Annotated in this window: 21 protein-coding genes; 14 read left to right on the top strand and 7 right to left on the bottom strand. The window is 58.2% G+C overall.

Features of this window, described 5'->3' with window-relative positions:
* Nucleotides 1–25: 25 nt before the first annotated feature.
* From MDHKLMBL_RS12870 to ahpC, 6 genes are all read left to right on the top strand, one after another.
* Nucleotides 26–238 (top strand): hypothetical protein, encoded by a 213-nt coding sequence (locus tag MDHKLMBL_RS12870; RefSeq protein ID WP_053113332.1) that lies wholly within the window; start codon nt 26–28, stop codon nt 236–238.
* 195 nt (nt 239–433) lie between these two features.
* A complete protein-coding gene (gene betI, locus MDHKLMBL_RS12865) occupies nt 434–1027 on the top strand; it encodes a transcriptional regulator BetI (RefSeq protein ID WP_104270952.1) in 594 nt (197 codons plus the stop codon).
* A 63-nt stretch (nt 1028–1090) separates the two neighbouring features.
* On the top strand, nt 1091–2560 hold the full coding sequence (gene betB, locus MDHKLMBL_RS12860) for a betaine-aldehyde dehydrogenase (protein WP_104270951.1): 1470 nt from the start codon (nt 1091–1093) through the stop codon (nt 2558–2560).
* Between the two features lie 27 nt (nt 2561–2587).
* Nucleotides 2588–4282: a choline dehydrogenase gene (betA, locus tag MDHKLMBL_RS12855; RefSeq protein ID WP_104270950.1), complete on the top strand. Its 1695-nt coding sequence runs from the start codon at nt 2588–2590 to the stop codon at nt 4280–4282.
* 210 nt (nt 4283–4492) lie between these two features.
* Nucleotides 4493–5710: a choline transporter gene (locus tag MDHKLMBL_RS12850; RefSeq protein ID WP_104270949.1), complete on the top strand. Its 1218-nt coding sequence runs from the start codon at nt 4493–4495 to the stop codon at nt 5708–5710.
* Between the two features lie 162 nt (nt 5711–5872).
* Nucleotides 5873–6436: an alkyl hydroperoxide reductase subunit C gene (gene ahpC / locus MDHKLMBL_RS12845; protein WP_008172630.1), complete on the top strand. Its 564-nt coding sequence runs from the start codon at nt 5873–5875 to the stop codon at nt 6434–6436.
* A 78-nt stretch (nt 6437–6514) separates the two neighbouring features.
* Here the strand turns inward: ahpC and MDHKLMBL_RS12840 are convergent, their stop codons facing one another.
* Both MDHKLMBL_RS12840 and MDHKLMBL_RS12835 read right to left on the bottom strand, forming a co-directional pair.
* Nucleotides 6515–6991: a peroxiredoxin gene (locus MDHKLMBL_RS12840; RefSeq protein WP_053113330.1), complete on the bottom strand. Its 477-nt coding sequence runs from the start codon at nt 6989–6991 to the stop codon at nt 6515–6517.
* Nucleotides 6972–7727 carry a DUF3581 domain-containing protein gene (locus tag MDHKLMBL_RS12835; RefSeq protein ID WP_053113329.1) on the bottom strand — a complete coding sequence of 252 codons (756 nt, stop codon included), beginning with the start codon at nt 7725–7727 and terminating at the stop codon, nt 6972–6974. Before MDHKLMBL_RS12835 ends, MDHKLMBL_RS12840 begins: the two co-directional genes overlap by 20 nt.
* A gap of 259 nt (nt 7728–7986) precedes the next feature.
* Here MDHKLMBL_RS12835 and ahpF point away from each other — a divergent pair, with 259 nt between their 5' ends.
* A complete protein-coding gene (gene ahpF / locus MDHKLMBL_RS12830; RefSeq protein WP_104270948.1) occupies nt 7987–9573 on the top strand; it encodes an alkyl hydroperoxide reductase subunit F in 1587 nt (528 codons plus the stop codon).
* Nucleotides 9574–9763: 190 nt separating this feature from the next.
* On the top strand, nt 9764–10918 hold the full coding sequence (locus MDHKLMBL_RS12825) for an ABC transporter substrate-binding protein (protein WP_104270947.1): 1155 nt from the start codon (nt 9764–9766) through the stop codon (nt 10916–10918).
* Between the two features lie 24 nt (nt 10919–10942).
* Here the strand turns inward: MDHKLMBL_RS12825 and MDHKLMBL_RS12820 are convergent, their stop codons facing one another.
* Nucleotides 10943–11611 carry a transglutaminase-like domain-containing protein gene (locus tag MDHKLMBL_RS12820; RefSeq protein ID WP_008172637.1) on the bottom strand — a complete coding sequence of 223 codons (669 nt, stop codon included), beginning with the start codon at nt 11609–11611 and terminating at the stop codon, nt 10943–10945.
* A gap of 116 nt (nt 11612–11727) precedes the next feature.
* Nucleotides 11728–12456: a TrmH family RNA methyltransferase gene (locus tag MDHKLMBL_RS12815; protein WP_053113325.1), complete on the bottom strand. Its 729-nt coding sequence runs from the start codon at nt 12454–12456 to the stop codon at nt 11728–11730.
* 156 nt (nt 12457–12612) lie between these two features.
* Between MDHKLMBL_RS12815 and rlmE the strand changes: the two genes are divergently transcribed.
* On the top strand, nt 12613–13233 hold the full coding sequence (gene rlmE / locus MDHKLMBL_RS12810; RefSeq protein WP_053113324.1) for a 23S rRNA (uridine(2552)-2'-O)-methyltransferase RlmE: 621 nt from the start codon (nt 12613–12615) through the stop codon (nt 13231–13233).
* Between the two features lies 1 nt (nt 13234).
* On the opposite strand, the gene MDHKLMBL_RS12805 is transcribed toward rlmE, so the two are convergent.
* On the bottom strand, nt 13235–14269 hold the full coding sequence (locus tag MDHKLMBL_RS12805; RefSeq protein ID WP_104270946.1) for a histone deacetylase family protein: 1035 nt from the start codon (nt 14267–14269) through the stop codon (nt 13235–13237).
* 145 nt (nt 14270–14414) lie between these two features.
* Between MDHKLMBL_RS12805 and MDHKLMBL_RS12800 the strand changes: the two genes are divergently transcribed.
* Together MDHKLMBL_RS12800 and MDHKLMBL_RS12795 are read left to right on the top strand one after the other, a co-directional pair.
* Nucleotides 14415–14963 (top strand): YgjV family protein, encoded by a 549-nt coding sequence (locus tag MDHKLMBL_RS12800; RefSeq protein ID WP_053113322.1) that lies wholly within the window; start codon nt 14415–14417, stop codon nt 14961–14963.
* 155 nt (nt 14964–15118) lie between these two features.
* On the top strand, nt 15119–16645 hold the full coding sequence (locus MDHKLMBL_RS12795; protein WP_104270945.1) for a flavin-containing monooxygenase: 1527 nt from the start codon (nt 15119–15121) through the stop codon (nt 16643–16645).
* Here the strand turns inward: MDHKLMBL_RS12795 and mltF are convergent, their stop codons facing one another.
* Nucleotides 16646–18022 (bottom strand): membrane-bound lytic murein transglycosylase MltF, encoded by a 1377-nt coding sequence (gene mltF, locus MDHKLMBL_RS12790; protein WP_104270944.1) that lies wholly within the window; start codon nt 18020–18022, stop codon nt 16646–16648.
* Nucleotides 18023–18216: 194 nt separating this feature from the next.
* Between mltF and MDHKLMBL_RS12785 the strand changes: the two genes are divergently transcribed.
* Together MDHKLMBL_RS12785 and MDHKLMBL_RS12780 are read left to right on the top strand one after the other, a co-directional pair.
* Entirely contained in the window at nt 18217–19137 is a 921-nt protein-coding gene (locus MDHKLMBL_RS12785; RefSeq protein ID WP_008172651.1) for a lysophospholipid acyltransferase family protein, read from the top strand.
* A gap of 69 nt (nt 19138–19206) precedes the next feature.
* Nucleotides 19207–19662 (top strand): DUF302 domain-containing protein, encoded by a 456-nt coding sequence (locus MDHKLMBL_RS12780; RefSeq protein WP_104270943.1) that lies wholly within the window; start codon nt 19207–19209, stop codon nt 19660–19662.
* Nucleotides 19663–19699: 37 nt separating this feature from the next.
* Here MDHKLMBL_RS12780 and MDHKLMBL_RS12775 read toward each other — a convergent pair whose 3' ends face one another.
* Nucleotides 19700–20515, bottom strand: a complete 816-nt coding sequence (locus MDHKLMBL_RS12775; protein ID WP_104270942.1) for a TlpA disulfide reductase family protein — start codon at nt 20513–20515, stop codon at nt 19700–19702.
* A gap of 319 nt (nt 20516–20834) precedes the next feature.
* Here MDHKLMBL_RS12775 and MDHKLMBL_RS12770 point away from each other — a divergent pair, with 319 nt between their 5' ends.
* Nucleotides 20835–22157, top strand: a complete 1323-nt coding sequence (locus MDHKLMBL_RS12770) for a DEAD/DEAH box helicase (protein WP_104270941.1) — start codon at nt 20835–20837, stop codon at nt 22155–22157.
* The last annotated feature ends 82 nt before the right edge of the window (nt 22158–22239 follow it).

Genomic DNA, 22239 nt, shown 5'->3' with positions numbered 1-22239 from the left:
GACATTCATTCCCAAGGAGGCCTCTATGTTCGTCGCTGAAAAAGCAACCGGGCACCTGATCGAAGTTCTGGATACACAGGCGCTGTTTGATCCCCATAGCCAGCAGGTGCGAGGCAGCCTCCATTACGGAGAGGAGGCGCAGGATCCTGAATTGTTTAAAAAAGCCGAACTCGCATTTCCCTCCGGTGAAGCGCTTCCTGTGTGCTGGACAGACCCGGATTACCGTCGCCATAGCTGATATTTGCTTGCCCTTCCTGCCGTCACAACCGCGCCATATCAGAGTGGCGCGAGGCTTCCCTGCTTTCTGATCAGGTTTGAATTCCCCGCCTCGCTTCTGTAAGATTTTTATTAATTGAACGTTCAATTAATAAAAAGCAGGGCTGATTGGTGCTGCTTTTCAACACCGGAAACAAGACGAGTAACCGAAGCCGCCATGCCAAAAGTTGGGGTCAAAGACACACGCAAGCAGCAGCTGATTGAAGCCACCATGCATTCGATTGCCGAGCTGGGCATGCAGAACACCACCATTGTGAGCATCAGCAAACGGGCGGGCATGTCCTCCGGGATTATCAGCCATTATTTCGGCGGCAAGCAGGGTCTGATTGAGGCGGCCCTGCGTTATCTGCTCGATCAACTGGGCAAGGAACTGCGGGAGCGCATGGCCAAGACCGACCGCTCCCCGGAACAGCGGCTCAATTGCATCATCGAGTCGAACTTTTCCGAGTTTCAGCGCTCGGCGCTGGCGGCCAAGACCTGGCTGAGCTTCTGGGCCCGGTCGATGCATGAGCCGGGGCTCAAGCGGCTGCAGAAGATCAACAACGCCCGGCTGTACAGCAACCTGCGATATTCCTTCGCACAGGTGCTTGAACCGGCTGCGGCGACCGAGGCCGCCCGGCAAACCGCGGCAATGATCGATGGGTTCTGGTTGCGCAGTGCCCTGAGCCTGGACCCGGCAGAGAGTTTTGAAGCCGGTGAGCGGCTCTGCAAGAAATTTGTCCACGAGACACTGGCGCAGGCAACCGCCTGAGCCGGGATTGATTCGAACGGCCCACAAGGCCTGAAGACACCGAACTGAGGTTAATTACCGACTATGTCTGCATCTCTTCCTGTTGTTCAGAATTTCGTCCATGGCCGTTTCCTGGCCAACAGCACCGGCGAAACCTTCCCTGTGGTGAACCCGGCCACGGGTCAGGTTATCTACGAAGTGGAAGTGGCGGATGAATCCGTGCAGCAGGCCGCCATTGAAAGTGCCCGCGCCGGTTTTTCCGAGTGGTCTGCCATGACTGCCATCGAGCGCAGCCGGATTCTGCTTCGGGCGGTTGCGCTTCTGAGAGAGCGTAATGATGAATTGGCTGCCGCAGAGGTGCGCGATACTGGCAAGCCCTGGCAGGAAGCAGAAGCCGTGGATGTGGTCACCGGTGCCGATGCGGTTGAGTTCTTTGCCGGCCTGGCACCCTCCATCGAAGGTAACCAACAGGACCTGGGCGGTGATTTTTACTACACCCGCCGGGAGCCCCTGGGCATCTGTGCCGGCATTGGCGCCTGGAACTACCCGATCCAGATCGCCTGCTGGAAATCCGCGCCGGCCCTGGCCTGCGGTAACGCCATGATCTTCAAGCCATCCGAGGAAACCCCCATGGGTGCGGTGAAGCTGGCGGAAATCTTTACCGAAGCGGGCGTGCCGGCGGGCGTGTTCAACGTGGTGCAGGGCGCCGCCGAAGTTGGCCAGTGGCTGACCCACCACCCGGAGATTGCCAAGGTCTCCTTCACGGGAGAAGTGGCCACCGGCAAGAAGGTGATGGCAGCGGCATCCTCCACCCTGAAGGACGTCACCATGGAGCTGGGCGGGAAGTCACCGCTGATCATCTTTGACGATGCGGATCTCGAGAACGCCATTTCCGCCGCCATGGTCGGCAACTTCTACACCCAAGGTGAGATCTGCACCAACGGCACCCGGGTGTTTGTTCATGAAGATCTGTACCCGCGCTTTATCGAACGTCTGCTGGAACGCACCCGCAACAATATCAAGCCTGGCGACCCGATGAATCCGGACACCAATTTCGGCGCGCTCATCTCCGCAAAACACCGGGATCTGGTGCTCGATTACATCGCCAAAGGCCTGTCCGAGGGCGCTACTCTCAGCCACGGCGGTCGGGCCTTCGAGCCGGAGGATTCCAAAGGCGGCTATTTTGTGGAACCCACCATTTTCACCGACTGCACCGATGATATGACCATCGTAAAGGAAGAGATTTTCGGGCCGGTGATGTCGGTTCTCACTTTCCGCGATGAGGACGAGGTAATTGCCCGCGCGAATAACACGGATACGGGGCTGGCCGCTGGCGTATTCACCAACGATATCCGTCGGGCGCACCGGGTCATTCACCAGATTCAGGCCGGCATCTGCTGGATCAACAGCTACGGCGCCTCCCCGGCGGAAATGCCGGTGGGCGGCTACAAACTCTCCGGCATCGGCCGGGAAAACGGACGCGAGACCATCGCGCATTACACCCAGATCAAGTCGGTGTATGTGGGGATGGAAGACCTCGACGCTCCGTTTTAACCCCGAAGGCCACAGAGGAGAACGCGTATGACAGAAAATCGATACGACTACATCATTGTGGGTGCGGGTTCCGCCGGTTGTGTACTGGCCAACCGCCTGACCGAGGACGCGCGCCACCGGGTGCTGCTGCTGGAAACCGGCGGCAGCGACAAGAGCATCTTCATCCAGATGCCCACCGCCCTGTCCATTCCCATGAACACCAAAAAATACGCCTGGCAGTTCGAGACCGAGCCGGAGCCGTTCCTGGACAACCGCCGCATGCACTGCCCCCGGGGCAAGGTGCTGGGTGGTTCCTCCTCCATCAACGGCATGGTGTATGTCCGTGGCCACGCCCGGGATTTTGACGAATGGGATTCCGAGGGCGCTACCGGCTGGCATTACCGCAACGTCCTGCCCTATTTCAGGAAGGCCGAGACCTGGGCCTTTGGCGGCAATGACTACCGGGGCGATAAGGGCCCGCTCGGTGTCAATAACGGCAACAACATGCAGAATCCGCTCTATAAGGCCTTTATCAGGGCGGGTTCCGATGCCGGGTATTTCGAAACCGACGATTACAACGGTACCCAGCAGGAAGGCTTCGGCGCCATGCACATGACCGTCAAGAACGGGCGTCGCTGGTCCACCGCCAATGCCTATCTGCGCCCGGCCATGGAGCGGGATAACCTGACCGTGGTCACCCATGCCCTGGTGCACAAGGTGCTTTTGGATGGACGGGATGGCAAAACCGCCACCGGTGTCCGTTACGAGCAGGGTGGCAAGGTACACGAGGCGAAGGCCGCCGAAGAGGTCATCCTATCGGCCGGCTCGATCGGCTCACCCCATCTGCTCCAGCTGTCCGGGATTGGCAAGCGTGAGGTACTGGAAAAGGCTGGTATCGAGGTAAAGCACGAGTTACCAGGCGTCGGTGAGAACCTGCAGGACCACCTGGAGTTCTACTTCCAGTACCGCTGCAAACAGCCGGTGTCGCTCAACGGCAAGCTGGATTGGTGGAACAAGCTGAAGATCGGTGTTCGCTGGATTCTCCGCAAGGACGGCCTGGGCGCCACCAATCACTTCGAGTCCTGTGGCTTTATCCGGTCCAAGGCCGGCGTCGAGTGGCCCGACCTGCAATATCACTTCTTACCGGCAGCCATGCGCTACGACGGTAAAGAAGCCTTCAACGGAGACGGATTCCAGCTGCACATTGGTCACAACAAGCCGAAAAGTCGGGGCTTTGTGCATGTGCAATCGGCCGACCCGAAACAGGCACCGACCATCCGCTTCAATTATCTGCAGCACGAGGCAGACCGGGAGGGCTTCCGGGACTGTGTGCGCCTGACCCGGGAAATCATCAACCAGCCGGCCATGGACGAGTACCGGGGAGCGGAGATCCAGCCCGGTGCCGAGGTCCAGACCGACGAGGAAATTGATGCGTTTGTCCGCCAGGCGGTGGAGAGCGCCTACCACCCGTCCTGCTCCTGCAAGATGGGCACCGACGAGCTGGCGGTGGTGGACCCGGAGACGCGGGTTCACGGTATCCGGAATCTCAGGGTGGTGGATTCGTCCATCTTCCCGACCATACCCAATGGCAACCTGAATTCGCCCACCATCATGGTGGCCGAGCGGGCAGCCGATCTGATCCGGGGCAGGGAGCCCCTGCAACCCTCTGACGCGCCTGTGGTAATGGACGACCAGTGGCAGACACGTCAGCGACCGGGACAGGCAAAGCGCGCGCTCGCATAGCGCGTCGTCATCCCACCCGGGCGTGCAACGCGCCCGGGGTTTTGCAAGCCCTCAGGATTTCCCTATCAGCGCGACGGTGTTCTGCCGTTTTCGGGCGCCCGATAGGCAAGTCCTGGGTTTGTGTCCGATTCGAAAGAAGCAGCGCTTACCAAGTAGAGGAGGAACACCCATGCTGTTCATTGCAAAGAAACAAAGTAACCGGAGGACCTTATGACACTCTGGTTATCTGCAGGTCTGATCTTCACCTTCGCCGCCATTGTGCTGATTTTGTACAAATGGTGGGACATCCAGTGCATCGGCGTGACGCCCGTCCGCACCTTCACCTTTATCGCCATCCTGTTCACCTCCGGTCTGGATGTGGGGCTGATCATGTTCCCGCTGACCGAGTTCGGTGGCTATGGCGATCTGTCTGCGAACCCTGAGTACGGCTTTGCCAACCCCCTGGCTATCGAGTTCGGGTTCTGGGCGTTCCTGATCTGGGGCTTCTATTTCCTGACCTGTTTTTACTTCGCGATCATTGAGCCGCGGGTGCAGTTCTTTGAGATTCCGTTGGTAAAGGTCGTAAATAACGTGGTGATCATCGGCACCTGTGCGTTTACCGCCTATCTGCTGCTGGTGAATCTGCCCTGGTACCTGCCCATGCTAGGTGATGGCGAATCGGTGGTGCCAGCGTTCTACTTCATTGTATTTGCCTCGATTGCGCTGGCGGTCTATTCCAGCTCCAAGATCAAATATGTGCGCATCCTCAGTCTGGGCTCGAGCCTGTTGTTTATTGCCCTGATCGTGGGCATGTGGTTCCGGGCGTTTGTTATGGGCGCGGGCTCACCGGCAGACTTCTTTGGCACCGCCGGATTGATCGGCGAGTACTTCGCCAACATCCACCAGTTTGCCCTGCCGATCAACGACTACCACGAGTTCTACCTGTTCTGGTGGTTTGCCTGGAGCATCATGATCGGCCAGTTCACCGTCCGTTTCGTGAGCGGTATCCGCACCTGGCAGCTCTTGATTGCCATGCTGGTGGTACCGTCCATCGCCATTGGTGTCTGGTTTACCGTGCTTTACCACTACCACGCGGAAGGCCTGCAGATTGCGGCGTTCACCAATCTCGCCATGATTTCGGTGGGTGTGTTGATGGTGGTGAACTCACTGGATTCGCTGATCCGTCTGTACACAGACAACCTGAATCTCACCGCCCAGCGCCTGGGACGGGTGAACTATGTGGTGTTCAATTTCCTGGCGATGGTTGGTCTGACCATGCTGTTCCAGCTGGATTTCCTGCGGATTCAGTGGGTTGGCGCCCTGGTGATTGCACTGTATTTTGGCTGCTTCGTCTATATCCTGGCGAACAAGCGGGCAGAAGTGGCTGCCATTAAAGCGTCACCGAAAGAAAATATTCTGGACTTTGGAAAGATTGAACTGGCTGGTTAAGACCCCATAAACGGGGTGGCGGAAAAATTCCCTTCAGAAGCCAGAGATAGGTTTTTTCTATCCCTGGCTTGGGAATTATCAATTTTATCCGCATCGCCGATATCCGTACTGTGGGCGCCACAAATTCATTAACTTATGAATCCATCAACAAGGAGTTCTTTAATGGGCATCATTAACAGCGAGATCAAACCGTTCAACGCTACCGCCTTCAAAAACGGCGAGTTCGTTGAGATCAGCGAAGCAGACGTGAAAGGCAAATGGGCGGTATTTTTCTTCTACCCGGCCGACTTCACTTTCGTGTGCCCGACCGAGCTGGGCGACGTGGCTGACAAGTACGAAGAGCTGCAAAAGCTGGGCGTTGAAGTATTCTCCGTGTCTACCGACACGCACTTCACCCACAAGGCATGGCACAGCAGCTCCGAGACCATCGGTAAGATCAACTACTACATGGTTGGCGACCAGAACGGCACCATCACCAACAACTTTGGTGTGATGCGCGAAGGTCAGGGCCTGGCAGACCGCGCTACCTTCCTGATCGATCCGGACGGCGTTATCCAGGCGATGGAAATCACTGCTGAAGGTATCGGCCGTGACGCTGACGACCTGATGCGCAAAGTGAAAGCCGCTCAGTACGTTCGCAAGAATCCTGGCGAAGTATGCCCGGCCAAGTGGAAGGAAGGCGAAGAAACGCTGACTCCGTCACTGGACCTGGTTGGCAAGATCTAAGCTCTCCGAATGGAAAGCTTGGTTACAAAAAACCCCGGAAAATCCGGGGTTTTTTTATGTCTGACGAAAAAGTGAGGTTCAGAGAGCCTCTAGAATGGTTTCGGCGCTGGTCTCGTCCAATCCCTGGGCGTCGATATTCAGCAGCTCAACCTTGCCGTCATTCACGATCATGGCGTAGCGCTGGCTACGAATGCCCATGCCGTTCGCGGTCCGATCCTGGGTCAGATCCAGAGCCTTGGCGAACTCTGCCACGCCATCAGCCAGCATGATGATCTCTTCGGCGTTGTGGGCCTTGCCCCAGGCGTCCATTACAAACGCATCGTTCACTGATGTGCAAACGATGCTGTCGATGCCTTTGGCCCGCAGTTTGTCGGCATTTACCACAAAACCGGGTAAATGGGCGGCTGAACAGGTGGGGGTAAACGCGCCGGGTACGGCAAACAGAACGGCTTTCTTGCCGGCAAAAAGTTCACTGGTACGGACTTTCTCAGGGCCTTTTTCGCCCATTACCTGAAGTTCGATGTCTGGCAGGGTATCACCCGGCTGAATTGGCATTGCTGTGGTCTCCGCTGTTGTCCTTGCTGAAATAGTCGGCACCCCGGGCCTTGAGGCGATAGAACTCTTCAATTACGCCGGCCATCGCCTCGGCACAGTAGGGCCGCAGACCACTTAATACGAGCCGTTTGGTCACTTCGCCCACTGGTGTGTGATCGGCGGTCAGACGGTATTCCAGGAGAACGTTACCCCGTTTACCGGCTGCCTCCAGGGTGGCGTTGTGCAATTCCAGCCCGGGCGAGGGCAGATCCAGATTCTCCAGGGCCAGGCTCATGCTCTCGTACATCACCATGGGGCGATCAGGATTGAACATCACCCCGTTAGACTCCATCAAAGGTTTCAGGGTATGGGGAAAGTTCTTGCCGGAGGCCGCCACATAGGCACGGGTGATGGTCTCGATCAACTCCTCATCCCGGGTTGTCGCGCCACTGCGGGCCACCTCGATATAGACCTTGCCGGCATCGTCACAGACGTCAATGGTGTTTTCGGTTTCAACGAACTTGAGCGGCACATTTTCTCCAAGCAGGCTGCGGAACCGGAAGGTCATATTCTCCGACAGCCCGAACCGAGCAAGCACAATGGCGAAAAGCAGGTCTCCTGGAACGCAGAAACGGCGGGCATCCGGGTCGTGGATGGGATTGAAATCCCCCGCAATTTCCTTGGCGAACTGGCTTGCCTGCAGGGCGGAAATTACGACGTGTCCGTCCTGGACGGAGTGGAAACGGTCTAGAAACATGCTTTGCCTATTCTGGATACCAGAGAATGATGTTGCGACGATATGACAACATCATACTGCGGCAGGCTTTCGGTGGATATGCGCTATTGGTCAAGCCCCGAGCAGCGGTGAATCTGGAGGTATAGCAAAGCCCTATCAAACAGTTTGGGTCAATTAATTTGAGCATTGAGTGGCGGGGCCGTATTGTTGCACCAACTCAACTTAACCACCGTATTTGATTCAAATACTTAGTTCCGAAATTTAAAGGAGAAGTCAGACTATGTTGGATGCCAATATCAAGGAACAGCTCAAGGCCTACATGGACAAGCTGCAGCAGCCGATTGAGCTGGTTGCGGCCTATGACGACAGCAAGAAGTCCCAGGAACTCCGGGAGCTGCTGGAAGAGCTGGAGCCGATGTCTTCCAAGATCAGTCTCCGCACTGAAGAATCCAATGACGTGCGTCGTCCGTCCTTCGCCATCAACCGAGTAGGCACCGATATTGGCGTTCGCTTTGCGGGCATCCCCATGGGCCACGAGTTTACTTCCCTGGTCCTGGCCCTGCTGCAGGTGGGTGGTCATCCCTCCAAGGCGTCCCAGGATGTGATTGAGCAGATTCAGTCGCTGGAAGGTCGGTTCGAGTTCGAGACCTACTTCTCCCTGTCCTGCCAGAACTGCCCGGATGTGGTTCAGGCACTGAATCTCATGAGCGTGCTGAACCCGAACATCACGAACACCTCTATCGATGGGGCCCTGTTCCAGGATGAAGTGGAGCAGCGCGAAGTCATGGCGGTTCCCAGCGTTTACATGAACGGTGAGCCCTGGGGCCAGGGCCGTATGACCCTGGAAGAAATTGTTGCCAAGCTGGACACCAGCTCCAGCGAGAAAGACGCCGAGAAAATCAATCAGAAAGACGCCTTTGAGGTCCTGATCATTGGTGGCGGCCCGGCTGGCGCTTCTGCTGCTATCTACGCTGCGCGGAAGGGCATTTCCACCGGCATCGCGGCCGAGCGTTTCGGTGGCCAGGTGGCTGACACCATGGGCATTGAGAACCTGATTTCCGTACCCTACACCGAGGGTCCGAAACTGGTGGCGGCCATGGAGCAAAACGTCAAGGAATACGACGTGGATATCATGAACATGCAGCGCGCGGAGAAGCTGATCCCGGCGTCACGCCCGGGCATGCTCCACCAGGTAAGGTTGGAAAACGGTGCCACTCTCAAAGCGCGCAGCCTGGTGCTGTCCACCGGTGCCCGCTGGCGCCAGATGGGCGTTCCGGGAGAGGAAGAGTACCGCAACAAGGGTGTGGCCTACTGCCCGCACTGCGACGGCCCCCTGTTCAAGGGCAAGCGTGTTGCCGTAATCGGCGGTGGTAACTCCGGTGTGGAAGCCGCCATCGACCTGGCCGGCATCGTGGGCCACGTGACCCTGATCGAGTTCGGTGCCGAAATGCGCGCTGATGAGGTCCTGCAGAAGAAACTGCGCAGCCTTAAGAACGTGGAAATCATCACCTCCGGACAGACCACGGAGATCACCGGTGAAAACGGCAAGGTAAATGGCCTGAACTACACCGACCGTAAGTCCGGTGAGCAGCACCACATCTCACTGGAAGGTGTGTTCGTGCAGATTGGCCTGGTGCCCAACACCGAATGGCTCAAGGGTGACATCGAACTGAGCCAGCACGGTGAGATCATCGTCAACGATCGCAATGAAACCTCCATACCGGGTGTCTTTGCGGCGGGCGACGCGACCACCGTGCCCTACAAGCAGATCGTGATCTCCATGGGCGAAGGTTCCAAAGCCGCCCTCAGCGCCTTTGACTTCCTGATCCGCAATTCTGTGGACGAGAGCGAAGACGAAGCGGCGTAATCGACTCAACGCCGCCTGATTAGAGAGAAAGGCACCGGAGCGATCCGGTGCCTTTTTCGTTTCCGCTGAACATTCCCTCCCGAACTGAGACATTGGTTACGGATCTATGCTTGTCTGTTACACGACAGCTCGGTAGCTTAGGCCCCGCGAAAGCGAACGTTGCCAGATCGTCCAGAGGGTTGTTCATTACATGAAGTCCTTTCCAGCCCGCTTCCTCATCGGTTTCCTGCTCCTGTTTACAGGTCCTTTGGCAGACGCCGGCACCCGACCAAGCGTTGTTTTTCTTTCCCCGGACGACTCTCGTTTCTGGCAACTGGTGGCCGGTTTCATGGAGGCAGTAGCGGAGGATCTCGAGGTTGACCTGGAGGTTCAATACGATCGGGAGAGTCATCGATTCAGCTACCTTCGCATGGCGAAGGACGTGCTGAGCCGTGAAGAGAAGCCGGACTACCTGCTGTTCATGTGCAAGGAGCATGTTACCGAATCCATGCTCAGGCTCGCGGATGGGGCCGGTGTAAAGACGTTTACCTTCAATACCGATGTGCCTGACGCCGCTCGAGCCAGCATCGGTATGCCCCGAAGTGTCTTGTCGGGCTGGCTCGGCCATCTTTCGCCGGACAATATTGCCGCCGGCCGTTCTCTGGTAACGCTGCTGGGCAAACAGGCCGAACAATTGGGGCTGGCCTCCGGCCCCAGTATTCCCATGGTCGCTCTCTCGGGAACCCTTGATTCGTCTGCCACCAAGGACAGGAATGGAGGGCTGCTGGCGGCTGCGGTCCAGCAGCGCAGCGAGCTTATGCAACTGGTGTACGCCAACTGGAGCGGAGCCCTGGCCCGTGAAAAAACGGAAGTCCTGCTGAAACGCTATCCGGAGACTGTTTCCATATGGAGCGCCAGCGATGGCATGGCACTGGGGGCCATTGAAGCTGCCCGGAATGCCGGCCGGGTCCCGGGGCAGGATCTGCTGGTGGGCAGTGTCGACTGGCAACCCGAAGCCCTGGATAAAATCCGGTCCGGGGAGTTGCTGGTCAGCCTGGGCCGGCATTTCATGGGTGGTGGGCTTGCCTTGCTCCTGCTGCATGATTATCACCATGGCCGGGATTTCGATGATATGTCACCGGATTATGTGTTCCGCTACAAGCTGGAACCGGCAACCCGTGACAATATTGATCAGGTACAGCGCATTGCGGATCCGGAGAATTGGAGCAGTGTGGATTTCCGGCAGTTCAGCCGTGTTGGCGAGACTGAGACTGCGAAGGCCGTGCCTGATCCGGATGCCGTGCTGGATGCGATCACTGGAGCGCTGGCAAGGCAGGAAACGGGCTCGGTAGCGAGCAGAGAATAAGGCCTTCGCGGATTCGAGCAGGCTCTAGGGGCTCGATATATCCTGCACCAGACTGCCTTTCGGAGCTTCAGGCTCCTCTTCTTCGGCAAAGAGATGACTGTAGGCCGCCCGGACACCAGAGACGATAAACTCATGGGGCACGTCGTCGAACAGGCCGTGGTCGTTCACATATTCCATGTGCGCGTGGCCATCCTCGGTGTACTCCTGGAACATGGAATCGTGCACCCCATCGAATTCCAGCGGCTCCACCTTCATCAGCTCGCACAGTTGCCGATTGAACGCCGGCGTCGCCTTCACCCATTGGCCATTCAGGAACAGCTCGATATACCCGTGCATACGGAAAATGTCCGACCGCAGCCATTCGATCAGTTTCGGGCTTGAGAGATGGTTGCGTACATCGGCCAGGCCGAGGCGGCTGGGAACGCCAATCGAGCGAGCTGCCGCGCCCAGGAGAACCGCCTTTGGGATGCAGTAGGTTTCGCCGCTTTCCAGAGCGTAGCTGGCACTGAACGTGTTGGCATCGGTCCGGAATACGTAGGGGTTGTAGCTGATGCTGTCACGAACAGCGAGATAGAGCGCCTTGATCTGCTCCACCGGCTCATCAGGAACTCCCTCCAGCTCTGACTCGATCCAGGCCTGCAGCCGGGGATGGTCATAGTCAAAAAAAGCGGTGGGCTGGAGATAGCGTTCCATAGTCATCAGTCCGGTCTCGGGATCAGACTCTGATCGTGCTCAATTGGCAATGCACAGGCAATGGCGGTTTCCGCCAGAACGATTGGGGAAAGTGCTCAGAGCATGGGGTTTGCAGTCTAAAGGTCCCGCATTAATTCGTAGGTGCACATATTCACCGCTGAGGCCAGGTTCAGGGACTCGATCTGCCCCTGGCCTTGAATGCTGTACGACACCGCCTTCAATTGATTGAGGGCCTCCCGCGGCACGCCCCGGGCCTCGTTGCCGAACAGATAACAGTCGTGTTCCCTGAAGCCCCGGGATGCCATCGAACCGCCATTGAGGTCGAGGCAGGCCAGGCTCTGGTATCGGTCGGGAAGGCTTGTCAGAGCAACGTCGGTTTCAAGAGGGACGTGAAAGAGCGCCCCCATGCTGGCTCGCACTACCTTCGGGTTGAAGGGGTCGACACTGCCCGGGCTCAGCAGACATCGGAAACCGCCGAACCAGGCGAGGGTGCGCAGTATCGTACCGAGGTTGCCGGGGTCCTGAACCTCATGCAGGTAAATCGTTTTTTCCCCGGGCACCGGTTCAGCCGGGCGCTCCGGCATGGGCACCACCGCAAGAATCCCCTGGGGTGTCCGGGTGTCGGCGAGCTGTGCCATCTGGCGATCGCTGATGGCATGGGTTCTGAACGGGCTTTGCCAGTGCTCATAGGCGCTGGTGGCGTAGAGCTCCGAGGCTTCAAGAGCAGGTTGGCGGGCCGCGGCTTTCTGCAGCTCAAGAACCAGGTGCTCGCCCTCAACGAGGTAGTGGCCAAACGACTGCCGGTACTTTTTCTGGTGCAGCTTTTTGATGTCGGCCAGATTCACGAGGGCGGTCTCCCGTCAGGTGGGCTTGGTGGGTTCTGAAAAATCACAGGATGCTGGCCGGATTGTACGTGTGGCCGGCCCGGTTGTCAGGATTTTGCCGCCGCCCGGCGCGGCACGTACAATTAGCGCCTGGTTTTCCCGTTTTGAAGAGACCCCATGGCCCGATCCAAAAGCAGTAACCGCTGGCTTGAAGAGCACGTAAACGACCCCTTCGTGAAACAGGCGCAGGTGGACGGCTACCGCTCACGTGCCAGTTACAAGCTTCTTGAAATCAACAAGAAGGACCGGCTGATCCACCCTAACATGGTGGTGGTGGATCTGGGTTCCGCCCCCGGTGGCTGGTCCCAGGTGGCGGCCAAACTGGTGGGCCACAAGGGCCGCGTGATTGCCTCCGACATCCTGCCCATGGATGCCATTGCCGGCGTGGATTTTATCCAGGGTGATTTCACCGAGAACGATGTGTTCGAGTCGATCATGGCCACCCTGGGCGATGACCCGGTGGACGTGGTGATTTCCGACATGGCGCCGAACATCAGCGGCGTGACCGTTGCCGACCAGGCCGCTTCCATGTACCTGGTGGAACTGGCCCTGGACATGGCAAGCCAGGTACTCAAGCCCAAAGGCAGCTTCCTGGCCAAGGTGTTTCAGGGCGAAGGGTACGATGAGTACCTGAAATCGGTCCGTGCTGTCTTCGACAAGGTTGTGGTGCGCAAGCCGGATTCCTCCCGCTCCCGCTCCCGGGAAGTCTACATCCTCGGCAAGGGCTTCAAGGGCTGATTCAGCCTGCAGCCCGGTCGAACCCCTGCATGACGTTGACCGCATTGACGCCGATGGCATCGACGTCGTAACCGCCTTCCATGGTAAAGACGGTTGGTAGTCCAAGCCGGGCAAGTCTCTGGCCCAGGGTCAGGTAATCGCCGGACGTCAGCTTGAAGAACGAAATCGGGTCTTCTTCGAAGGTATCAACACCCAGGGCGACCACCAGGGCGTCCGGCTGGAATGCCTGGATCCGCTCGCAGGCCTTCTCCAGCCCCTCACTCCAGACGCTGTAGGGGGTGTTGGGCGGGTAGACCATATTCAGGTTGTAGCCTTCGCCGACGCCCTCGCCGGTCTCATCTTCAAAACCGAGAAAATGCGGGAACACCAGGTCCGGATCGCCATGCAGGCTGATGGTCAGCACGTCGTTGCGATCGTAGAAAATCGCCTGGGTGCCGTTGCCGTGGTGGAAGTCCACATCCAGCACGGCGACCTTGCCATAGCCCTGGTCACGAAAGGCCTGGGCCACGATGGCGGCATTGTTGAAGAAACAGTAACCGCCGAACAGATCGGCGTGGGCATGGTGTCCGGGTGGCCGGCACAGGGCAAAGGCGGCACGTTCACCCCCGGCCACCAGTTTCTGGGCGGTCAGGGCCACATTGGCTGATGCCCGGGCGGCTTCCCAGGTGCCGTCTGAAATCGAGGTCTCTGCCGCAAAGCTGTAGTAGCCCAGCCGGCCGTCGATGTCTTTCGGCAGCCGATGGCGCATGCCGCGCCCGGCCCAGACCGCCGGGATGGCTTCCCCTGGTTTGCCGGCCGCCAGCCATTCCTGCCAGCAGGTTTCCAGGAAAGCCACATACTCGGCCGTGTGCACCCGTTTGACGGGTTCCAGACCGAATTCTTCCGGTTCCAGAATCTCTCCAAGGGCCTGATCCTTCACCCGTGCCAGGATGGTTTCGGCACGGGAAGGCTTCTCGTGGGGCTCGATCAGCAGTCCGCCGTCCAGTTCGGTTTTGACATGTCGGCGGCTGTGCAGGGGAGAGAATACGGTTTTCATGGTCGGGGACAGTCCTGGCTCAAAGGTGCGAATTACTTTGGCACACGGTGCTCCGTGGCTCAGTTCCGGTAATTATGACAGGCTGAAGCCTTTTCCGGGGAGAAGGCATTTCCGTTATGGCAACAAACAGATACACCGTTGAACAATGACTGAATTTATCGCGGATATGACCCTCGCCGAGGGGCTGGGCCAGGTGTGCGGTCTTGTTGCGCTGGGTTTCTGCATTGCCGGCTTCGCCAACAAGAACGACGACCGGCTGATGGTGCTGCTGATTTCCGCCAACGTTGCCTTTGCCCTGATGTTTGCGTTTTTCGAGAGCTGGACGGCATCGGCACTGACGGTACTGGTGATCCTGCGCATTACCCTGGCCCGCAAATACCAGGGCAACTGGCCCATCATGCTGGGCATGCTGGCGGTCAATCTGGTGGTTGCCTGGGCGACCTGGAAATCGATCACCGACGTGTTCCCCCTGGCTGCCGCGGTTTTCGGCACCGTTGGCATGTTCATGCTCCGGGGTATTCCCCTGCGTATCATCCTTGGACTGGCAGCACTGGCCTGGATGCTCAACAACATCGTGATCGGCTCCCTGGGTGGCACCCTGGCCGAGGGTATGGTGCTGGTCACCAACATCATCACCATCATCAGGCTCTATCGGCTGCAGAAGAAATACCCCGATTTCACGCCCGGGAGTTGAACGGCGTTGCGGGTCGGCGGTTTCGCATCTCGAGACTGACTGAAACAACCAGGGGCAGGGACCACTTTGGCCAATTCCCGACCAGCGCAGCCTGAGCTATCTTGATTCCAGGCCATTGATTATAAAAAGCGGACTGGAATCCGAGAGGACAGGCAATGAGTAACCAGCATTTCGATGTACTGATCATCGGCGCCGGCGTTTCCGGTATTGGCATGGCGTGTCATCTGAAAAGTGAGTGCCCGGGGAAGTCATTTGCCATCCTTGAGCGCCGACAGTCCCTGGGTGGCACCTGGGACCTGTTCCGTTACCCGGGTATCCGCTCGGATTCGGACATGTTCACCTTCGGCTACAACTTCCGCCCCTGGACTGGTGGCAAGGTGCTGGCGGATGGTGCGTCGATCAAGAATTATGTGGCGGAGACCGCGAGGGAACACGACGTTGAGCGCCACATTCGCTTTGGCCTGGCCGTCAAAACGGCGGACTGGTCGGGCGTCGACAAATGCTGGAAACTCACGGCCCTGAACGAAGAAACCGGCGAAACCGAGCACTACACCGCCAACTTTATGGTCGGTTGTACCGGCTACTACAATTATGATCAGGGCTACAAACCGGACTTCCCCGGCGAAAGTGATTTCCGTGGCCAGATTGTGCACCCGCAGCACTGGCCGGAGGATCTCGACTATACGGGCAAGAAGGTGGTGGTCATTGGCAGCGGCGCAACCGCGATCACCCTGGTGCCGACCATGGCGGAGAAGGCCGCGCATGTAACCATGCTCCAACGCTCACCCACCTATCTGATGCCGTTGCCCTCCACCGACAAGCTGACTCTGGCCCTGCAGAAAATATTGCCCGAGAAAACCGCCTACCGGCTGACCCGGGCCCGGAATATTGCCATCTCCCGTTTTCTATACCAGCGTTCCAGAAAGAGCCCGCAGTTCATGCGTCGGCTTTTCCTGAGCATTATCAAGCGCAAGGTTGGCGACACCGCCGACATGCGGCATTTCACCCCCGATTACAATCCCTGGGACCAGCGCCTGTGTGTGGTGAAAGACGGGGATCTTTTCCAGGCCATGAAAGCGGGCAAGGCCGCCATCGCCACGGATCATATTGATCGCTTCACGGAAACCGGCATCCACCTGAAATCCGGCGAGGAACTCGCGGCCGACATCATCATTCCGGCAACCGGCCTGGATATCCAGATGCTGGGAGGTATCCGACCGACGGTGGATGGTGAAGAAGTGGTGATGAAAGACAAAGTCATCTACAAGAACGTGATGGTGGAGGGCGTGCCCAATGCCGGCATGATTTTCGGCTACACCAACATCTCCTGGACCCTGAAGGTGGATATTGCCGCCGAGTATCTGTGCCGGCTGATGAACCTCATGGACAAGCGGGGCTATCGCACCGTGGTGGCACGGGACACCGAAAACAGTCGCGGCGACGACACCGTCCTGGGGTCCCTCAATGCCGGCTACATCAACCGCGCCGCTGATCGTCTCCCCCGCCAGGGTACCCACGGGCCCTGGAAGTCGTCCCAGAATTACCTGGAAGATGTGAAAATCCTGCGCTTTGAGCCAATTGAGGATGGCTACCTGGAATTCGACGGCAAGCGGACCCACGCAAGCCAAAAAGAATCCGGTGGTTTCCTGCGGCCTTTGCGCTCGGCCCTGTTTGGGACCTGATCATTCAAAGGCCGAACGTATGACGTCCCGGTAGTTGCGGATGCGCTGCACGTAGTGCACCGGCTCGTAGCCACGGGCGTACCCGTAACGGGTGCTGGGGTAGTATCGCTTGTCAGCCTTGAGGGGTAAAACCTCGGTCATTTCCTGCCAGGAGTCCGGATTCTTGTTCAGGGTCCGGGCCAGCGCACGGGCATCCAGCAGATGGCCCCGGCCGATGTTGTAGCTGGCCAGCGCCAGGAAGGTGCGGTCTGGCTCCGGAATGGTCTCTGGCAGGCGGCGGTGCCGGTCGGCCAGGTAACGTGCTCCGCCATCAATGGCAGCCTCCGGGTCCAGCCGGTTGGTCACACCCAGTGATTCGGCGGTTCGTCGGGTCAGCATCATGATGCCCCGGACGCCGGTGGGAGATTTTGCTGCCGGGTCCCAATGGGACTCCTGGTAAGACAGGGCGGCCAGAAGGTCTGCGGGCATCCCGGTTTTGGCCTCGGCTTCCCGGAATTCATCAATGAACTCGGGTAGCCGATCCTCAATCCGACGGTTCAGTGCCCGCAGATCGACAAAATCGAAATCACCGATGTAGGAATAGTAGCGGTTTTCCATCAGGCCGATGGCTTCATCGCCATCCACGCTGTTCATCCACTCGTGGGCATCCGAGCCAAGATCTTCCGAGCCCATGGGCAGGTACCAGCCCAGATTCCGGCCTTCTGTGAGCGTCATTGCCACTTCCAGATGCGGGAAGTGCCGGCGCATTACCTGAACAATGTTGGAATCGGCCACGGTGCAGCCGACGTCCTGTTCCGCGACATCCGAGAGAATCACTTCTGTGGTGCGGTCTGCATCTTCCCGAAACCCGATGCCCGGGTGTTGCTCATTGAGCTTGTTCAGGGTTTCGGCATAGCTGGAGCCGGCAGTCACGACAATATCGGTGCCCGGGATGTCTTCGGGCTTCCGGGGCATGGGGCGTGCATCGCGATGGCAGACCAGTTGTTCGGTAATCTCGGTGTGGGCCGGGCCCCGGGCGAAACGCTCATCCCGGGAGGCCAGATGGGTCAGCCCGGCTGCCGCCAGGTGGGTATTGCCGGATTCCAGCGCAGCCAGAACTTCGCTGGTGGATTCCAGCATGGTCCATTCCACCTCCCAGCCACGCTGTTCGGCGTAGGCGCTGATCAGCGCATGCTCGGGACCGACAGGATTTTCGTGGCGATCCAGGTAATAGGTGGTGGAGCCATTGCGGGTGGCGACCTTGAGAGTCCCGGTTTCCGACGGTGGTTTGAGCTCTGCTGTCGGCTGTGTTGTCGTCTGTTGGCTGTTATTTTCACTGCAGCCGGCGAATACGAGCGGCAGGATAAGAATGCCGGGGGCGAACTTCCATCGGGACATAGCGAGGAATTTCCTGTCTTTTAGGATGATTTCTACGTATAAACGCGTATCTCCTGTAAACCATACTCCTGAATTCCGGAATTGGATCCCCTTTTGGGCCAACAAGGCCCATGAGGATCTCAAGTATCCCGCCAGCGGAGAATGTGTCAGGCTTACCGACCCCTTCCTTATTACAGATCACAGGCGATCGTTGTATGGCCTCCGGTAGAAAAAGTAGAAAACGCGCTCTCTGGCATCCCGCTTTTTGGGGGGCCTGGGCTCTGGTCTTCCTGCTCTGGCTTTTCTCATTTCTTCCCATGGGACTGAAGCAGCGCTTTGGTCGCTGGCTGGGGAGGCTGCTTTCCAGAAAAATGCGATCCCGGGCCAGGGTTGCGGACGCCAATCTCGCCGCCTGCATGCCGGATCTGGATGAAGCAACCCGTCGCCAACTGGTTGAGGATGCCTTTGTGGCCTCGGCGCGTGGCGTTCTGGAAAGCGTTCATGCCTGGTGGCGGGATATGACTCCCTATTGCGAAAGCGCCTCGGTATATGGCACCGAGCACCTCGAAGAAGCGAAACGACGCGGCAAGGGTGTGTTGCTGATCGGTGGTCACTACAGTATTTTTGATTTTGCACTGCCCTTGATTGCCTGCAAGCTCGAGAAGCCGGGTTACATGTATCGCCCCAACAACAACCCGGTGATCGACCGTATGATCGAACGCGGCCGCCGACGCCATTTTGGTATCCGGCCCTTCACCAAGCGTCAGATCAGACCCATGTTGTCGTTTCTTAAGGAAGGGGGGCAGGTCTGGTTCGCCTGTGATCAGGATTTCGGCAACAAGTCGGAGGTGTTTGTGCCCTTTTTCGGGGTCAGTGCCGGCTGTATTACGTCGCCGAGCTACATTGCCCGGGAATCCGGCGCCGCCGTTATCTGCGTGAGTCACCTGCGAATGCCCGATGGCAGTTACCGGGTGGTGTTCTCTCCGATTCAGGAGTCCTTCGGCGAACATCCGGAACAGGACGCCAAAGTCTGGAACCGTTTCATTGAAGCCACCGTTCGCGAGCAACCCGATCAGTACCTCTGGCTGCACAAGCGCTTCAAGAGCAGGCCAGAGGGTGCGGCAGCGATCTACTGAAGCGTTTTAATGCGTAGGGCCTGCTGCTGTTCTATCCTGAAATCTTCAGCAAAGGCTCAGGAGGATACTATGCGCTGCATTCTCAGACTGGTTCTCGTGGCATCAACCCTGTTGTTCGCCACGTTCACTCATGCCGCAGATGGACTGATCGCGGTGAAAAGCGGTCACGATGTCAAAGCGACGGCGGACAAACTCGAGTCTTTGCTGAAGGAGAAGGGCATGACGGTCATGGCCCGGGTTAATCATCAGCAGGGCGCCGAAAAAGCCGGGCTGGCGCTGCGGCCGACCGAAGTGGTTATTTTTGGCAACCCCAAAGTCGGCACGCCACTGATGCAGTGCGCCCAGAGTGTGGCCATTGACCTGCCCCAGAAAGCCCTGATCTGGGAGGATGCCAACGGTGAGGTATGGCTGGGGTACAACGATCCGCAATACCTGAAGGGCCGCCATGACATCGAAGGATGCGATGAGGTGCTCGATAAAGTGAGTGGCGCATTGGGGAATTTTGCCAAAGCGGCCACTCAATAGAGAAAACTCAGGCCACTATCGGGAAATCGAGCCAGGTTCATTCCTCGAGTGTACGGATCTGTTCCAGGCCTCTTGCCAGTGTTGCCCGTGACAGTTCGCCCATGTGGGAATCGATTAATTGGCCCTGGGCATTGTAGAAAAGCGTGGTTGGTAAGCCATTGCTGCCCACAGCCCGGGCCAGCTGAGCCTGATCGTCCCGGTACAGATTGTTCAGGTTCAGACGGTTTTCCTCAAGAAAGGAACGGATGGTTTCCGGCTGTTCCCTCTGGTTGGCAAACACAAAGGCGACATCCTGGTAGATATGCTGGGCCTCCTCCAGCACCGGCATTTCGCGAATACAGGGCGGGCACCAGGTGGCCCAGAGGTTCACCACCAAGGGTTGGCCTGGCGCTAATTGGTCCATGTGGACTGCTTCGCCATTGAGCGAATGCAGCGCAACGTCCGGCATGCCTCGGGCCTGCTGTTCGATCAGTGTGATGGTTCCTGCGGTGGCAGCCCAGAACAGGGCGCCCGTCAGCGCAGCAGTAGCCAGGGGTTTGCGCTGCGCTTCCCTGCGCCAGAGCAGAAAGCCGGTGAAGATGAGGGCGCCGACGACACCCCAGAGCACATCGAAACCGCCGTCCCGGATATCAATGATGCCCAGAAGATCATTCTGGTAATGCTCGAAGTAACTGATAACGAAACCGACACGGGCACAGAGCATCGCTACCACGAAGATATCGGCCACCGATCCGGCTACGGGCACCCTATATTTGCGGCCCAGCACCCCTCCAACCAGCAGAGCCAGGCCGAAGGCGATGACCAGGAGCAGGTGGTCGATGGACAGGCTCAATGGGCCGATACTGACGCTCATTCTTTCAACTCCATGTTGGCTTCCGGTGATCAAAACACTCTGACTTGAGGATGTCCGCCAGGTTCCTTCGGATGCTTATTATAATCACCTATGGCTAATTGCCCGGGCCTCTGTTAATGTGCCCGCATCCTGCCTCTAGGGATTCCGCAGTTTAAGGCTTTAAGCCCGTGCGACCTTTCCATACGACCTGTCAGAGGACGTCACCCCGATAACGGCGCGTGACCGTAGTCGTCTTTTATTCCATGAATGTTCATGGCATCTGCCCGCATTCACCGAGAACGGTGGTCGTGGAGGCAGAATAATCAAGAGTTGATCCAATATGAGTTTTTCTTCACTCGGTTTGTCCGAGCAGCTGGTCCGTGCCACGTCTGACCAGGGTTATGAAACCCCGTCTCCCATTCAGGCCCAGGCCATTCCCGCCGTGCTTTCTGGCCGGGACGTTATGGCTGCTGCCCAGACCGGTACCGGCAAAACCGCCGGTTTTACCTTGCCCTTGCTGCAGCGTCTGGGTGAAAACCCGCGCACCGGCAAAGGCCCCCGCGCGCTGATCCTGACGCCCACCCGTGAACTGGCGGCACAGGTTCACGACAGCGTGAATCTTTACAGCAAATACGTTCCTACCAAGGCCGCGGTGGTTTTCGGTGGTGTGAAAATCAATCCGCAGATGATGAAGCTGCGCAAAGGCCTGGACGTGCTGGTGGCAACACCGGGCCGCCTGATGGACCTGTATCAGCAGAACGCTGTGCGCTTCAACGAAGTGGAAATCCTGGTGCTGGACGAAGCCGACCGCATGCTGGATATGGGCTTTATTCGCGACATCCGCAAGATTCTTGCGCTGCTGCCAGCCAAGCGCCAGAACCTGTTGTTCTCCGCCACCTTCTCGAACGAGATCCGGACTCTGGCCGAAGGTCTGCTGGATAACCCGGTTCAGGTTGAAGTGGCGGCTCGAAACACCTCTGCCGAAAACATCAAGCAGTCTGTCTACCCGGTGGATCAGAGCCAGAAAACCGCCCTGCTGAGCAAGCTGGTGCGTGACAACAGCTGGGACCAGGTGCTGGTGTTTACCCGCACCAAGCACGGTGCCAACCGCCTGACCCAGAAACTGGAGAAGGACGGTATTACCGCCGCTGCCATTCACGGCAACAAGTCGCAGGGTGCCCGCACCCGCGCGCTGGCGGACTTCAAGGCTGGCGAAGTGCGTGTGCTGGTGGCAACGGATATCGCTGCTCGTGGTCTGGACATCAAGCAGCTGCCCCAGGTGGTGAACTTCGAACTGCCCAACGTGCCGGAAGACTATGTGCATCGTATTGGTCGCACCGGCCGTGCCGGTGAGAGTGGTCATGCGCTGTCACTGGTCAGTGCCGATGAAGGCAAAATGCTGGCGGGCATCGAAAGGCTGATCAAAAAGCAGCTGCCGCGCACGGAAGTGGAAGGCTTTGAGCCGACCAACAACCTGCCGCTGAAGCCGAGAGCCAAGGCCGATCCCAGCCGCGCCCGTACCCGCAGTAGTAACGGTGGTGGTAATGGCCGGCCCGGAGGCAAGCCGAAAAGCTTTGGGGACAAGCCAGGTGGCCGCAGTGGTGGCCGGAGCCAGAATGGCGGTGGTCAGCGAAGCCGCTCAGCCCAGCGCCAGAGTGCCTGAGGCAGGTCAGGACAGTTCAGGAAGGCGGGGCAGATGCTCCGCCTTCCTGTTTCTGGCGGACAAAAAAAGGCGGGGCCGGAGG

Origin of the sequence: Marinobacter flavimaris (genome assembly GCF_002933295.1) — a bacterium.
Taxonomy (GTDB): domain Bacteria; phylum Pseudomonadota; class Gammaproteobacteria; order Pseudomonadales; family Oleiphilaceae; genus Marinobacter; species Marinobacter flavimaris.
This window is presented reverse-complemented; position numbering and strand designations above follow the sequence as displayed.

Bases quoted from the DNA above. Each gene is read 5' to 3' on its own strand.
- MDHKLMBL_RS12870 (WP_053113332.1), top strand. From the start codon at position 26: ATGTTCGTCGCTGAAAAAGCAACCGGGCACCTGATCGAAGTTCTGGAT.
- betI (WP_104270952.1), top strand. From the start codon at position 434: ATGCCAAAAGTTGGGGTCAAAGACACACGCAAGCAGCAGCTGATTGAA.
- betB (WP_104270951.1), top strand. From the start codon at position 1,091: ATGTCTGCATCTCTTCCTGTTGTTCAGAATTTCGTCCATGGCCGTTTC.
- betA (WP_104270950.1), top strand. From the start codon at position 2,588: ATGACAGAAAATCGATACGACTACATCATTGTGGGTGCGGGTTCCGCC.
- MDHKLMBL_RS12850 (WP_104270949.1), top strand. From the start codon at position 4,493: ATGACACTCTGGTTATCTGCAGGTCTGATCTTCACCTTCGCCGCCATT.
- ahpC (WP_008172630.1), top strand. From the start codon at position 5,873: ATGGGCATCATTAACAGCGAGATCAAACCGTTCAACGCTACCGCCTTC.
- MDHKLMBL_RS12840 (WP_053113330.1), bottom strand. From the start codon at position 6,991: ATGCCAATTCAGCCGGGTGATACCCTGCCAGACATCGAACTTCAGGTA.
- MDHKLMBL_RS12835 (WP_053113329.1), bottom strand. From the start codon at position 7,727: ATGTTTCTAGACCGTTTCCACTCCGTCCAGGACGGACACGTCGTAATT.
- ahpF (WP_104270948.1), top strand. From the start codon at position 7,987: ATGTTGGATGCCAATATCAAGGAACAGCTCAAGGCCTACATGGACAAG.
- MDHKLMBL_RS12825 (WP_104270947.1), top strand. From the start codon at position 9,764: ATGAAGTCCTTTCCAGCCCGCTTCCTCATCGGTTTCCTGCTCCTGTTT.
- MDHKLMBL_RS12820 (WP_008172637.1), bottom strand. From the start codon at position 11,611: ATGGAACGCTATCTCCAGCCCACCGCTTTTTTTGACTATGACCATCCC.
- rlmE (WP_053113324.1), top strand. From the start codon at position 12,613: ATGGCCCGATCCAAAAGCAGTAACCGCTGGCTTGAAGAGCACGTAAAC.
- MDHKLMBL_RS12805 (WP_104270946.1), bottom strand. From the start codon at position 14,269: ATGAAAACCGTATTCTCTCCCCTGCACAGCCGCCGACATGTCAAAACC.
- MDHKLMBL_RS12800 (WP_053113322.1), top strand. From the start codon at position 14,415: ATGACTGAATTTATCGCGGATATGACCCTCGCCGAGGGGCTGGGCCAG.
- MDHKLMBL_RS12795 (WP_104270945.1), top strand. From the start codon at position 15,119: ATGAGTAACCAGCATTTCGATGTACTGATCATCGGCGCCGGCGTTTCC.
- mltF (WP_104270944.1), bottom strand. From the start codon at position 18,022: ATGTCCCGATGGAAGTTCGCCCCCGGCATTCTTATCCTGCCGCTCGTA.
- MDHKLMBL_RS12785 (WP_008172651.1), top strand. From the start codon at position 18,217: ATGGCCTCCGGTAGAAAAAGTAGAAAACGCGCTCTCTGGCATCCCGCT.
- MDHKLMBL_RS12780 (WP_104270943.1), top strand. From the start codon at position 19,207: ATGCGCTGCATTCTCAGACTGGTTCTCGTGGCATCAACCCTGTTGTTC.
- MDHKLMBL_RS12775 (WP_104270942.1), bottom strand. From the start codon at position 20,515: ATGAGCGTCAGTATCGGCCCATTGAGCCTGTCCATCGACCACCTGCTC.
- MDHKLMBL_RS12770 (WP_104270941.1), top strand. From the start codon at position 20,835: ATGAGTTTTTCTTCACTCGGTTTGTCCGAGCAGCTGGTCCGTGCCACG.